Origin of the sequence: Microbispora sp. H10670 (assembly GCF_014161385.1) — a bacterium.
GTDB classification, from domain to species: Bacteria; Actinomycetota; Actinomycetes; order Streptosporangiales; family Streptosporangiaceae; genus Microbispora; species Microbispora triticiradicis.
In genome coordinates, this window is sequence record NZ_JABBWW010000045.1 from 24,792 (window position 1) to 37,627 (window position 12,836).

The following is a 12,836-nucleotide window of genomic DNA, read 5'->3' on the forward strand; positions in this document are numbered from 1 at the left end:
TCGTGGGGCTCCAGGAGGGGTCAGAAGGGATGCCACAGCCGGCCGTCCCCGGCACGCAGCGAGGCCAGGCGGTGACGCAGCTCCGCGTGCGCGGCCGCGTCCCGGTGCCCGATGCGCAGGGCGGCCGTCAGCGTCTGGAGCTCCCGGATGTCGCGCAGCACCGGATATCCCGGCCACTCCCGGATGTCACAGCCGTAGGCACGGGCGAAGCCGTCCCGCTGGGCGTCGGACACGCCGAACCGCGCGCCCTGCAGCGTGGGCACCAGGTCGATCTCGCGCGGCCCGGCGCCGGCCGAGTCCCAGTCGCACAGCAGCAGCCGGTCCCGGGTGCGGATCAGGTTGCCCCGGTGCGCGTCGCCGTGGACCAGCCCGTACGGCAGCGTGAACTCGACCCGTTCGTAGTACGCCTCCTCCAGCGCCCCGCACCGCGCGAGCAGCCACTCCCGTTCCTCGTCGTCCAGCACGCGGCTGGCGTGCACGGCCCGCCGCACGCGGCCGAAGGGGTCGAAGGTCGGCAGCTCGAACGGCACGGGCGGCAGGGAGTGCAGGCGGCGCAGCAGGAGGCCGAGCGGGACCGGGTCGCCGTCGCCCGCGCCGTCCTCGTAGAGCCAGAAGGTCGCCAGGCAGCCCTCCACCGCGAGGGGCTGGCGCACGTCGAGCGGCAGCGTGACCGGGAAGCCCTGCTCGTGCAGCCACCTCGTGACCTTGAGCGAGGTGACCAGGCGGTCGTACTTGCCGGGGGCGCCCGACTCGGCGAGGCGGACGACCACCCCCTCGCCCGGCAGGTGGTAGACGACGTTGGCGAAGCTGCGCAGCAGCCGGGCGCCGGACGCGTCGAGCCCCGCCATGCGGCAGGCCTCCGCGAGGGCGGGCGGGGTGCCCGCGACGGTGGAGACGGTCATCCCACGCCTCCTTCGTGCACAGGTGCCTCCGGCAGCGCGCGGGCCGCCGACTGGGGCAGGCCGGACGCGCAGAACGCCTCCAGCCGGTCGGCGAGCGAGCCGCCCACCCGTGGCCGGGCGGCCTGCAGGGTCTCGGCCAGGCTGTCGATCCGGCGCTCGGGCGGCAGGTCGAACAGCGGCGCCATGGCCCGCTCCGCCCCGGCGGGATCGTCCTCCATCAGATGCGCGGCGGCGAGGTGGGCCGCGGCCATCGCCTCGCAGCCGTACGACCTGTTCTGCCGGTCCTCCCGCGCGTACAGGTCGAGCGCCGCGCGCGCCTGGTCGATCGCGCGGTCCGGCCGGCCGAGGTGGAGGTACGCGACGGCCGAGTAGTAGGCGTGCTTGGCGGGCCGGAAGGCGAACTCGCCGGCGAAGCCGTCGTGCAGTTCGTCCCCCGCTCCCGGCTCGCGGGCGTCGGCCGCCCTGAGCAGGTCGTCCTCGGCCTCGCGGGTCCAGCCGAGCATGGCGCCGGCGCGGGCGCGCAGCATGTGCAGGCGGGCGCCGCCCTGTCCCCTCGGCAGGTGGGTCAGGCCGGCCTCCGCGTAGCCCGCCGCGTCCTCGTAGCGCCGGTCCCACAGCGCCACCGACGCCTGCATGCCGCGCGCCCATCCCATCAGCGACTGGTGCCCGGCGATCCTGCCGTACGTCCAGGCGGCGCGGGCGAGGGTGTCGGCGGGCATCCGGCGGCCCATGTCCATGCTGGCGTTGGCCATGAGCCCGCACAGCGTGCCCGCCAGGAAGTACAGCTCACCGGCCTGGGCGGGATGGACGCGCCGTTCCAGCGCCCGCCGGGCCTGCTCCTGCAGCGCCCGCATCTCGACGAACAGCGGCAGCGGCGACTCCCAGACGTACCGCCGCGACAGCCAGATCACCTGTGTGCGCAGCCGCTCCAGCGCGCTGTCGCCGACCTCACTCGTCTCGGCCCGCTCGGCGTGCTCACTTGCCTCGCGGGCGGCGGCGGTGACCAGGTCCGGGGCCGTCCCGCGCTGCCATCCACCGTCCGGGCGGCGCAGCTCCTCGGGCGTGTAGTCGCGGGCGAACCCGAGCTGCACCGGCCCGGTCTCGAACAGCCGGCACAGCAGGTCGGTGTAGTCGCGGTCGGGCCGGGCCCCGGCCTCCCACTCCCGCCAGGACCGCTCGGTCAGCCCCCTGCGCTTGATCTGCTCGCGGTCGCACATCGCGTGGAAGCGCTCGATCGCCTCCTCGACCGTCCACCCGTACGCCAGCCGCACGCACTTGAAGCGCGACAGCCGCGGGCAGCAGAGATGGATCTCCTCGGCGATCTGGTGGAAGACCGCGGTCGTGGGCGGGTCCCCGAGAGCGGCGAGGGTGCGCTCGCGGATGCCGCCGGCGATCTGGATGGCGGACCGGTCCCCGCCGCGTGAGGGTGTCGTCATCGGCTCTCCCAGTGGTGACAACCGCACGCTAACGGTGTCGATGTCACGAACCGGTCACCTCGCGCACTGCGAGTCGCTCTCCTCCACCCGGAGGGGCGCGATGGTCCCGCCGCTGCGCAACTGCGCCGTGAAGAGCTGTCCGCACAGGCTCGCCGGCGTCTCGGCGAACCACACCGTCGGCGGGTCGCCCGCCGCCGCGGCGGCCCACCGGCCGCCGCCGTACACGATCCGGTAGTCGGGAAAGGCCCTGCGCAGCAGTTCAAGGGCACGCTGGCGGTCCCGCGCCTCGTCGTCCGGAGTCACCGTTCCTCCGTAATGGTTCGTTCAGCCCCCGAACCTGTTCCGTTCCCATACTGTTCGCCGCGCCGTGCGGACGCCAGTGAGAGCGGGGATCCGCCACCCTGCGAACCGCTCTCATGGGAGTGTCACGACGACATCAGGAGACATCAGGAGGCATCAGGAGGCATCGGGAGGCGTCGGGAGGCGTCACGAGGAGAAGGGCCGCGACCTGAGGTGGATCGCCTGGAGGACGGCCACCGCCGTCATGTTCGCGAACGTCGCGGTGCCGCCGTAGGACACGAACGGCAGCGGCACGCCGGTGATCGGCATGATGCCGATGGTCATGCCGACGTTGACGAGGGTCTGGAAGGCGAGCCACGCGACGATCCCGCCCGCGACGAGCGCGCTGAACCGGTCGTTGCACATCCGGGCGATCCGGGCGCCGCGCAGCAGGATCACGCCGAGCAGCGCCACCACGGCGACGGACCCGACGAAGCCGAGTTCCTCCCCCGCGACGGTGAAGATGAAGTCGGTGTGCTGCTCGGGCACGAAGCGGCCGGTGGTCTGCCCGCCGTGGAACAGCCCCTTGCCGAACAACTCGCCCGACCCGATCGCCACCAGGGCCTGCCTGCTGTTGTAGCCCACGCCGCGAGGGTCGGTCGACGGATCGAGCAGCGCGGTGAACCGCGCCACCTGGTATGGCTTGAGCAGCCCCAGCGACCACACCGCGGCCCCGGCGAGCGCCGCCAGCAGGATCCCGGCGACCACCCAGCGCTTGCGCACCCCGGAGAGCACGATGATCGCACCGGTGATCGTCGCGAGCACCATCGTCGTGCCGAGGTCGGGTTCGAGCATGATCAGTCCCGCTGCCACGCCGGTCAGCGCGATGCAGAGCGCGACGTTCAGGGCCCGCGGCCGGTCCTTGTCCCGTTCGGACGGCCGCGCGAGCAGCCGCGCGAGCATCAGCACGAGCACCGGCTTGGCCAGCTCGTCCGGCTGTACCGCGAAGCCGCCGCCGACCATGATCCAGGAGTGGTGCCCGTTGATCGTGGAGCCCATCGGGGTCAGCACGAGCACCAGCCCCAGGAGCGCCACGGCGTACAGGACCGGCGCGTACGTGCGGAGCCACCGGTAGTCGCTCACGGCGACGGCGCTGTAGAGGGCCAGCCCGATGAGCAGGTTGATCACGTGCTTCTTGGCCATCGCGGTCGGCTCGATGGACGACCAGGTCCTGGTCGACGACCACACCAGCAGCGTGCCCACGACGCTGAGCGCGAGGACAGCGCCGAGGAGGAGCCAGTCCATCCGCCAGACGACCGCGCCGCGGCCGATCGCCCGCCGCGCCAGCGACCCGCGTCCCACTCTCATGGCCTCGGTCATGGCAGGCGCCTCACTGGGTCCCGTCGCGGCTGATGGCCGGCAGCCGCGTGACCGGTTTGCCGTCGGGGAGCGCCGGCTGCACCGGCTTGCCGTTGTCCCCCTTGCCGAGACCGAAGATGCCCTCCCAGATCCGCCGTACGGCGGGCGCGGCGGTCGAGGCGCCGAAACCGCCCTGCGCCACCATGACCACCGTGACCAGCCGCGGGTTGTCGGCGGGCGCGAAGGAGGCGAACCACGAGGTGTCCTCCTTGCCGTAGACCTCCGCCGTGCCGGTCTTGCCGCCGATCTTCACGATGTTCAGCGGGAACCCGCGGAACGCGCCGGCCGCGGTGCCGTCCGACGGCACCTCGCTGAGCGCCTTGCGGATGTAGGTGCGGGTCTCGTCACTGACCGGCAGGTGATACTCCACCGGCACCGGGATCTCCTTGTGCAGCGTGCCGTCGGGCCGCATGAGCGCCCAGCCCAGCCGGGGGCTGCGGACGTTGCCGTCCCCGACGAGCGCGGCGTACGCCCGGGCGAGCTGGAGCGGCGTGACGAGGACGTCGCCCTGGCCGATGGACAGGTTCACCGCCTCGTACGCGTGGAAGATCATGCCCTCCAGGCAGTTCTCGTTGGCCAGCCGCTTGGCGAAGGCGGCGCGGCTCTCGTTCTTCATCTCCGGATAGCCGATCTTGGCCCGCCTGCACATCTCGGCCCTGGTGGAGTTGTAGAGGTCACGCTTCCACGCGCGGGTGGGGATGCGGCCGGGCGACTCGCCGGGCAGGTCGATGCCGGTGCGGCGGCCGAAGCCGTACGCCTTGGCCATGTTCGGCATCGGCTCCTTGACCTTGGACTTGGGCGTCTTGCCGCCGTCGCGCAGCCACTCCTCGTATCCGGACTTGTAGAAGACGGTGTCGCACGACTTCACCAGCGCCTCGTGCAGCGAGATCGCGCCGAGGCTCATGCCGCCCGCGTTCGGGTACGACCTGCCCTCGACGGTGTAGGCGCCGGGGCACTGGTAGGTGCCGTGCAGCGGCTCCCCGTCGGCGATCATGGCGGAGGCCGAGCTGATCTTGAACGTCGAACCGGGGGCGTACTCGCCCGCGATCGCCCGCGACACCAGCGGCTTGCCCGACTTGTCGGACAGGAGGCGCCGGTAGTCCTTCTCGGTGATGCCGCCCGTCCAGACCCTGGGGTCGTAGTTGGGCCGGCTCGCCATCGCGATCACCCGGCCGGTCTTCACGTCGAGCACCACGCCCGCCGCGCCGTCGGAGTTCGGGATCTCCTGCATGGCCTGGTCGAGCGACTTCTCCACGATCCGCTGCACCTTGGCGTCGATGCTGGTCACCAGGACGTCGCCGGGCACCGGATCGGACTGCTGGTCGACCGTGATGACCTTGCCCATCCGGTCGACCTGGACGGCGCGCAGGCCCGCCGTGCCGCGCAGCGCGGCGTCGTAGGTCCGCTCCAGCCCGTCGCGGCCGGTGAGGTCGACGCCCGAGTAGTTGGCCTTGAGACCCTCGCGCTTCTCCAGCTCGCTCTGCGTCACCGGCTGCAGGTAGCCGAGAAGCTGGGCGGCGTCCCTGCCGTTCGGGTAGTCGCGCATCGCCTGGATGTCGGCGGTCACGCCCGGGAAGTCCTCCTGGCGCTCCAGGATCTGCAGCGCCGCCCGGGGGTTGACGTTCGTCGCCACCGGGATCGGCGTGTACGGCGAGCCGGGCCAGCACGGGCGGCTGACGCCGGGGCCGCACGCGCGGATCTCCATCTTCAGCTTCGGCAGCGGCACCTTCAGCACGCCGGACAGCCGCCGCAGCACCGCGTCGCCGCCGTCCGGCATGCGCTCCAGCCGGCCGCGGTCCACCGAGACCACCAGCGTCGTGCGGTTGCGCACCAGCGGACGGCCCGAGGAGTCGAGGATCGCCCCCCGCAGGGCGGGCACCCGCACCTCGCGGGTGCGCGTCTCCGTCGCGACCGTGACGAACCGCGATCCCTGCACCACCTGGACCTGCCACAGCCGGACGACGAGCACGACGATCATGGCGATGACCATCACCTGCAGGACGATCAGCCGCCCGCGCAACCGTGTCATGCCGCCCCCCGTCTATAACCCGGAACGAGCTCCGTACGGCCCGCGCGTCTGCGGTGGCCGCCATACAGGGCGTTGACCGCCCACAGCACCAGTGGAGCGGCCACGAGATTGCAGACGGCCGCCCGGGGCCACGCCGTCGCCAGCACGCCCCAGGTGACCCCCGGCGCGCCGAGCAGCGCGCCCAGACCGGCCACCATGCCGGGCGCGAGCACGGCGCAGCCCGCCATCACGAGCAGCGGCAGGCGGTCGCCCGCACGACCGGCCGCGTAGCCCAGGAAGCACAGGACCAGCGCGTACTGGCCCAGCGTGTGGTTGGCGGGCGGCAGCAGGTCGTAGGCGAGCCCGCCGCAGAAGCCGATCACCGCGCCCTGCAGGGGCCCGCGCCTGGTCGCGAGCACGGCGACCGTCAGGAGCACCAGGTCCGGCGCCCACGTGAACAGCAGCCGGTTCACCAGGACGACCTGCAGCACCAGGACGGCGAAGAGCAGCAGCGCAGGGGTGACGTTGCGGAGCATCGTTCAGTTCCTCCCGCCGCGGCCCTCGCCGGCCGCCACACCCTCGCGGGCCCGCTCGTTACGCGGTGGCGCCGGCCGCCGGAGTCCGAACCCCTCCTCCAGCGACCTCTGACCGGTCCTGTGCTCGCCGGGCCGCCGTTCGTCGCGCGGCTTCGGCGGCGGCGGCACCGGCGGAAGCACGGAGTCGCGGGGGTCCCGCTTCGGCGCCGCGACCACGACCCCGACGACGTCCAGCGCGGAGAAGTCGGTGAAGGGCCGCGCGTAGGCGGTCCTGGTGACCTCGCCCGGGGTGTTGTCGATCCGCTCGACGACCCCGATCGGCACGCCGGGCACGTACGGCAGGCTCCGCTGGGAGCCGAACGACACGATCCGCCGCCCCACTCCGATCGGCACGGTGGAGTCGAGCAGCCGGAACTTGATCAGGTTGCCGCCGCCGCCCGCCTCGCCCAGCCCGTTCACGACACCGAGTTCGTTGCCGCCCTCCAGCCGGGCCCCCGCCGACAGGGCGGGATCGGTCAGCAGCGCGACCGTCGAGCTGGCCGGGCCGGCCTGGATGACCCTGCCGACCAGCCCCTGGTCGCTCAGCACGGTCATGTCGGCCCGGATCCCGTCGGCCGCCCCCACGTCGATCTCGACCGTGTCCTCGAACCCGGCCACGGTGCGCCGCGCGACGACCTGGGCCGGCACGATCCGGTAGCGACCGAGACCCGCCAGCCCGAGCATGTGGTCCAGCTTGTCGGACCGCGCCCGGTCGAGCCGCTGCGCGGAGACCTCGTCCCGCAGCCGCGCGTTCTCCTTGCGCAGGTCGCCGATCACGCGGCGGGCGGACGGCGCGTCGCGCAGCATGCCGACGAAGCCGGTGATGGGCCCGGTCACGGCGGCGCCGACGCGCTCGACCTTCCCGAACACCGCCCCCGCGAAGCCGCGCACCGGGCCGAGGACGCGGTCGCTCCCGGCCCGGTTGTCCACGGTGATCAGGATCAGCGCGACGGCGAGAAGGAGGCCGAGCATGAGTCGGGCGCGGCGGGTGTCTCTCATGACCGCTCCTTAGCTGCGGGGCTCCGGCACGAGCACCTGCTGGAGGGCTTCAAAGTCCTCCACGCACTTCCCGGAGCCCAGCGCGACGGAGTCGAGCGCGTTCTCGGCGAGGTGGACCGGCATCCCGGTCTCCTCGCGCAGCCGGTCGATCATGCCGCGCAGCAGGGCGCCGCCACCGGCCACGGCGATCCCCCGGTCCATGAGATCTCCCGACAGCTCGGGCGGGCACTTGTCGAGCGTGGACTTCACCGCGTCGACGATCGTGTTGACCGGCTCGGAGATGGCCCGGCGGATCTCCTCGGCGCTGATGACGACGGTCTTCGGCAGGCCGGTGACCAGGTCGCGGCCCCGCACCTCGGCGTGGAAGTCCTCACCCGTGGCGCAGGCGGAACCCACCGCGATCTTGACCTCCTCCGCCGTGCGCTCCCCCAGCATCAGGGAGTACTCCTTCTTGGCGAAGGAGATGACCGCCTGGTCGAGCTCGTCGCCCCCGACGCGGATCGACTGGCTCGTCACGATGCCGCCCATCGAGATGATGGCCACCTCGGTGGTGCCGCCGCCGATGTCGACGACCATGTTCCCGGTCGGCTCGTGCACCGGCAGACCGGCCCCGATCGCCGCCGCCATCGGCTCCTCGATGATGTACACACGGCGGGCGCCGGCCTGGTAGCCCGCCTCCTTCACCGCGCGCTGCTCGACCGCGGTGATGCCACTGGGTACGGCCACGATGATGCGCGGGCGCACGAAGTGCCGGCGTTTGTGGATTTTCTGGATGAAGTACCGCAGCATCCGCTCGGTCACATCGAAATCGGCGATGACCCCGTCCCTCAGGGGCCGGATCGCGACGATGTTTCCGGGCGTCCGCCCGATCATCCGCTTCGCTTCGATCCCAACTGCCACGATCTTGCCGGTCGTGACGTTGATGGCGACGACGGACGGCTCGTTCAGGACGATGCCGCGCCCTCGGACGTAGACGAGAGTGTTCGCCGTGCCAAGGTCGACAGCCATGTCACGGCCCAGGAATGTCAGCTTGCTGCCCATGCGGAAGGAAGCCTTCCTTCAGGTGGTGAGCGGTTACCGGGTTCAGCGGGAGTGCGGGATGACGCATCGCATTCGAATCGTAACCGCACGTGCTCATCACTGGGCACATCGAGCTCCCAAGCCCCCGGAAAAACCGGCCTGCTCCGGTCTAAGCTCGATCACCACCTGGGAAAACACGAGAGGCCCCGGTTTAAACCGGGGCCTCTCGTGGGGCAAGGACTAGAAACGGTCGGGAAAGAAAATCTTGGTCTCCCGGGCCGCGGACTCCGGCGAATCGGAGCCGTGGACGACGTTCTCGCCGATCTCCAGCGCGTGGTCGCCGCGGATGGTGCCGGGCGCGGACTTCACGGGGTCGGTGAGCCCGGCCAGCGCGCGGAACGCCTCGACGGCCCGCGGGCCCTCCAGCACCATCGCGACGAGCGGGCCGCCGGTGATGAACTCCACCAGCTCGCCGAAGAACGGGCGCTCGGAGTGCTCGGCGTAGTGGGCCTTGGCCGTCTCGGCGTCGAGCGTGCGCAGGTCCATCGCCACGATCTTGAGGCCCTTGCGCTCGATGCGGCCGATGACGTCCCCGACGAGGCCGCGACGGACCCCGTCGGGCTTGATCAGGACAAGCGTACGCTCGGACACGGTCTTCTCTCCTATTGTCGTCGTGGGTGACGCTCACGTGGCGTCCGACCCGCCGGTTCTCGGGCACGCCCGGGAGCTCCAACGCAACGGCAGCTTACCGGTCCAGGTGCGCCACTCCGCTCACCCGGCGTGGTCAGCGCACGGTGTCCGGCTCCTGCGGTCCGGGGTCGTCCCCCTCGGGCGAGGGCGTCGGCAGGGGGATCACCACCTGACCGGCGGACGCGGCGGCGGCGCTCCGCCGCGCCAGGACCGACGAGAGCACGATCACCCCGACCACGACGAAGCCGCCGACCAGCGCCCACATGTGCAGCGCGTCGACGAACCCCTTCACGAGCGCGTTCCCCCCGTCCCGGCCGGCCAGCGCGGACCCGGCGGCCTCGCGCAGCCGGTTGACCTGGATGCCGGTGCCGAGCAGGAAGCCGGCGAGCACGGCGGGGAAGCACAGCGACAGGCCCAGCAGCGCGGAGCCGAGGCCCGCCAGCCGGAACGCGCCGACCAGCGCCACCGCCGCCCCGGCGGCCAGCAGGACGAACGGCACCACCAGCGGCGTGCCGGAGGGCGCGGGGACGAGAAGCCTGACGGCGCACATCCCGCCGACCACGGCGGCGAGACCGACAGCGGTCATCCGCGTGGCGGACGTCTCCGGCGCCCTCCCCGCCAGGACGGCCGCCGCGAGCGCGGCCAGCCCGGCCACCAGGAACGGCACCCACAGCCCCAGCAACCCGGGACCACCCAGCGGGCCGCCGAGCTCGATGTAGGTCATCTGCGCGGCGGTCGGCAGCACGACCAGCCCGACGGCCACGTTGACGAGCGCGAGGGTCCGGCCGCCCTGTCCCTCGATGGCGCCGAACGCCGCGAGGGCCAGCATCGCCACCGTCGCGAGCGCCGCAGCGGCGACCACCAGCAGGGGCGGCCAGTCGAAGGTGACGCCCACGCCCAGCGCCGCGATCGCCGCGGCGGGCACGACGGCCAGCGCGAGCCTGCCGCGTTCGGCGGAGGTGGGCCGCCGCAGGGGCAGCACCTGCCGCTCGCCCTCCGCCTCGGCCGCGCCGGCGCCGCCGGTGACCATCCACAGGACGAGGTACACCGCGGCGAGGGCCAGCGCGACCCCGGTGAGCAGCGGGTACGGCTGGAGGGTGACCCGCCAGGAGGACACGTCCCGGATCGCCCACAGCGCCAGTGCCTGCGCCGACAGCAGCGACACGGCGAGCGCCCCGGCCCAGATCGGCAGCAGCACCCGGTGACGGGGACGCTCGGCCACCGCGGCGAGCGTGGCCGGGACGAGCATGCCCGCGCCGATTCCGTGGAGCACGCGCAGCACGCCGACGAGCGTGACCGTCTCGGTGTATCCGCCCGCGGCGTCCGCGAGCGCGAGCAGGGTCAGCCCCGCGACGAGAATCGGCGCCGCGCGGAATCTGCGCACCGCCACCGCGGCGACGGGCACGGTCACCAGCATGGCGGGCAGCGCGAGACCGTGCGCGCGGATCATCTCGACCTGCGAGACCCCCGGCGGCAGGAGCGCCGCCACGATGGAGATCGTGTTCGGGATCGCGACGACCGCGAGGGGAAGGGCGACCACGGTGAGCAGCCCGATGACGACGTCGACCAGCATGGGGACGCGCACGGCACGGACCGGCACGGCGGCCCGTGCCTGCGGTACGGGAGGGACGGCCATGGAAGCCGACTTTAGCGCTTCGTCGTCCCTTCGACACGGCGAGCGACGAAGATGGCGGTTATCCACAGGGCAGCGAAGATCACCCCGAGGAAGAACATGGCCGGGACCAGAAATCCTGTGGCGATTGTCAGGATCTGCAGCACGCTGCCCGCGATGTAGGCGTACGACCGCTTCAGCTGGCCGGCGATCAGCACGCACAGGACGGCCAGGCCGAGCCCGACGGTCACCGCGACCGGCGGGGACACGTGGTTGATGGTGATCGCGACGGGAGTCACCAGCGCCACGACGATCGCCTGCATGCCGAGAACGCTCGCGCAGAGCCGCCGCATGCCGGGAGTCACCTCGAACATGCCGCCGCTCACCGCCCTCACCTGGCGGCCTTCAGCAGGACCCGGGCGTCGCCGGCCGTGACCACCGACCCGGTGATCAGGACCCCGGAGCCCAGTTCGTCCCCCTGGTCGGCCAGCCCGATGCCCGTGTCGATCGCGTCGTCCAGCCGGTCCTCGATGTGGACGCGGTCCGGGCCGAAGACGGCCTGCGCGCGGACCGCCAGGTCGTCGGGGCTCAGGGAGCGCGGGGAGGAGTTGCGGGTGACCACGATCTCCTCGGCCACCGGTTCGAGCAGGTCCAGGATCGTCTCCACGTCCTTGTCGGCCATCACCGCCACCACGGCCACGAGCCGGGTGAAGCCGAACGCCTCGGTCAGCGCCTCGACCGTCGCCTCCATGCCCGCGGGGTTGTGCGCCGCGTCGACCAGGACGGTGGGCCCGCGCCGGACGACCTCCAGCCTTCCCGGGCTGCTCACCTGGGCGAAACCCTGCCGTACGACCTCGTCGCCCAGCGGGTCGTCCCCGGCCGTCAGCGCTTCCACCGCGGCCAGGGCGCCGGCGGCGTTGCCGGCCTGGTGCGCGCCGTACAACGGCAGGAAGACGTCCTCGTACACACCCTTGAGGCCCCTGAGCTGGAGCATCTGGCCGCCCATCGCCAGTTCGCGGTGCAGTACCCCGAACTCCAGCCCTTCCCGGGCGACGACCGCGCCGACCTCGGCGGCCCTCCGCATCAGCACCTCGGCGGCGGGCAGCGCCTGCTGCGCCAGCACCGTGGTCGCCTTGGGCTTGATGATCCCCGCCTTCTCGCCGGCGATCGTGGCGATGTCGGGGCCGAGGTACTCGGTGTGGTCGAGCGCCACCGGGGTGATCACCGCGACGGTGCCGTCGGCGACGTTGGTGGCGTCGAAGGTCCCGCCCATGCCGGTCTCGACGACCGCGACGTCCACGGGGGCGTCGGCGAACGCGGCGAACGCCATCGCCGTCAGCACCTCGAAGAAGCTGAGCTTCCCCACCCTGGCGTCGATCATCTCCAGGTAGGGCGCGATGTCCTCGTACACCTCCGTGAACCGCTCCTCCGAGAGGGGCTCACCGTCGACGGAGATGCGCTCGCGCATCGACTGCAGGTGCGGGCTCGTGTAGCGGCCGACCCGGAGGTTGCGCTCGCGCAGCAGAGCCTCGGTCATGCGCGCGGTGCTCGTCTTGCCGTTGGTCCCCGCGATGTGAACGACCTTGTACGACTTCTGGGGATCGCCGAGGATCTCCATCAGCGCGGCGATCCGATCGAGAGAGGGATCGAAATCCCACTCCACCCCCCGCGCCATGATCGCTTGCTCGACGGCTCGATATTCCACGACCCTCAGCGTACGGGACGTCGTCATCGCCCTTCACGTCACACCCATCGCTCGTGCGGGGTTCCGGGCACAAAAAAAGGGGGGTCATCCCATACGGGATGACCCCCCTCAAAAAATTGTCCGGCGGCGTCCTACTCTCCCACACCGTCCCCGGTGCAGTACCATCGGCGCTGGTAGGCTTAACTTCCGGG

At 72.0% G+C, this 12,836-nt stretch carries 12 protein-coding genes; all 12 read right to left on the reverse strand.

Going from position 1 to position 12,836, the window contains the following annotated elements; all coding sequences use genetic code 11:
- Positions 1-20: 20 nt before the first annotated feature.
- The 12 genes from HHX33_RS33475 to HHX33_RS33530 all read right to left on the reverse strand — a co-directional run bounded on the left by HHX33_RS33475 (position 21) and on the right by HHX33_RS33530 (position 12,615).
- Positions 21-902 (reverse strand): phosphotransferase family protein, encoded by an 882-nt coding sequence (locus HHX33_RS33475; protein WP_182878068.1) that lies wholly within the window; start codon positions 900-902, stop codon positions 21-23.
- Positions 899-2,338 carry a hypothetical protein gene (locus HHX33_RS33480; RefSeq protein WP_182878069.1) on the reverse strand — a complete coding sequence of 480 codons (1,440 nt, stop codon included), beginning with the start codon at positions 2,336-2,338 and terminating at the stop codon, positions 899-901. Before HHX33_RS33480 ends, HHX33_RS33475 begins: the two co-directional genes overlap by 4 nt.
- Before the next feature lie 54 nt (positions 2,339-2,392).
- On the reverse strand, positions 2,393-2,641 hold the full coding sequence (locus HHX33_RS33485) for a hypothetical protein (protein ID WP_117408862.1): 249 nt from the start codon (positions 2,639-2,641) through the stop codon (positions 2,393-2,395).
- Positions 2,642-2,824: 183 nt separating this feature from the next.
- A complete protein-coding gene (gene rodA, locus HHX33_RS33490; RefSeq protein ID WP_182878070.1) occupies positions 2,825-3,997 on the reverse strand; it encodes a rod shape-determining protein RodA in 1,173 nt (390 codons plus the stop codon).
- A gap of 10 nt (positions 3,998-4,007) precedes the next feature.
- Positions 4,008-6,065: a penicillin-binding protein 2 gene (gene mrdA, locus HHX33_RS33495; RefSeq protein ID WP_138463338.1), complete on the reverse strand. Its 2,058-nt coding sequence runs from the start codon at positions 6,063-6,065 to the stop codon at positions 4,008-4,010.
- Entirely contained in the window at positions 6,062-6,580 is a 519-nt protein-coding gene (mreD, locus tag HHX33_RS33500; RefSeq protein ID WP_182878071.1) for a rod shape-determining protein MreD, read from the reverse strand. The genes mrdA and mreD overlap by 4 nt, the downstream gene beginning before the upstream one ends.
- A gap of 3 nt (positions 6,581-6,583) precedes the next feature.
- Positions 6,584-7,618: a rod shape-determining protein MreC gene (gene mreC / locus HHX33_RS33505; protein ID WP_182878072.1), complete on the reverse strand. Its 1,035-nt coding sequence runs from the start codon at positions 7,616-7,618 to the stop codon at positions 6,584-6,586.
- 9 nt (positions 7,619-7,627) lie between these two features.
- Positions 7,628-8,659: a rod shape-determining protein gene (locus HHX33_RS33510; protein WP_182878073.1), complete on the reverse strand. Its 1,032-nt coding sequence runs from the start codon at positions 8,657-8,659 to the stop codon at positions 7,628-7,630.
- A gap of 219 nt (positions 8,660-8,878) precedes the next feature.
- Positions 8,879-9,289, reverse strand: coding sequence for a nucleoside-diphosphate kinase (gene ndk / locus HHX33_RS33515; protein WP_117408856.1), 411 nt, complete (start codon positions 9,287-9,289; stop codon positions 8,879-8,881).
- Positions 9,290-9,422: 133 nt separating this feature from the next.
- Complete coding sequence (locus tag HHX33_RS33520; protein WP_182878074.1) at positions 9,423-10,964, reverse strand: hypothetical protein; 1,542 nt, start codon at positions 10,962-10,964, stop codon at positions 9,423-9,425.
- A gap of 11 nt (positions 10,965-10,975) precedes the next feature.
- Positions 10,976-11,326, reverse strand: a complete 351-nt coding sequence (locus tag HHX33_RS33525; protein WP_244302526.1) for a DUF4233 domain-containing protein — start codon at positions 11,324-11,326, stop codon at positions 10,976-10,978.
- Positions 11,327-11,331: 5 nt separating this feature from the next.
- Positions 11,332-12,615 carry a bifunctional folylpolyglutamate synthase/dihydrofolate synthase gene (locus HHX33_RS33530; RefSeq protein ID WP_396777275.1) on the reverse strand — a complete coding sequence of 428 codons (1,284 nt, stop codon included), beginning with the start codon at positions 12,613-12,615 and terminating at the stop codon, positions 11,332-11,334.
- Positions 12,616-12,836: the final 221 nt, after the last annotated feature.

Bases quoted from the DNA above. Each gene is read 5' to 3' on its own strand.
- mrdA (WP_138463338.1), bottom strand. From the start codon at position 6,065: ATGACACGGTTGCGCGGGCGGCTGATCGTCCTGCAGGTGATGGTCATC.
- HHX33_RS33475 (WP_182878068.1), bottom strand. From the start codon at position 902: ATGACCGTCTCCACCGTCGCGGGCACCCCGCCCGCCCTCGCGGAGGCC.
- mreC (WP_182878072.1), bottom strand. From the start codon at position 7,618: ATGAGAGACACCCGCCGCGCCCGACTCATGCTCGGCCTCCTTCTCGCC.
- HHX33_RS33520 (WP_182878074.1), bottom strand. From the start codon at position 10,964: ATGGCCGTCCCTCCCGTACCGCAGGCACGGGCCGCCGTGCCGGTCCGT.
- rodA (WP_182878070.1), bottom strand. From the start codon at position 3,997: ATGACCGAGGCCATGAGAGTGGGACGCGGGTCGCTGGCGCGGCGGGCG.
- HHX33_RS33530 (WP_396777275.1), bottom strand. From the start codon at position 12,615: ATGGCGCGGGGGGTGGAGTGGGATTTCGATCCCTCTCTCGATCGGATC.
- HHX33_RS33510 (WP_182878073.1), bottom strand. From the start codon at position 8,659: ATGGGCAGCAAGCTGACATTCCTGGGCCGTGACATGGCTGTCGACCTT.
- HHX33_RS33480 (WP_182878069.1), bottom strand. From the start codon at position 2,338: ATGACGACACCCTCACGCGGCGGGGACCGGTCCGCCATCCAGATCGCC.
- mreD (WP_182878071.1), bottom strand. From the start codon at position 6,580: ATGCTCCGCAACGTCACCCCTGCGCTGCTGCTCTTCGCCGTCCTGGTG.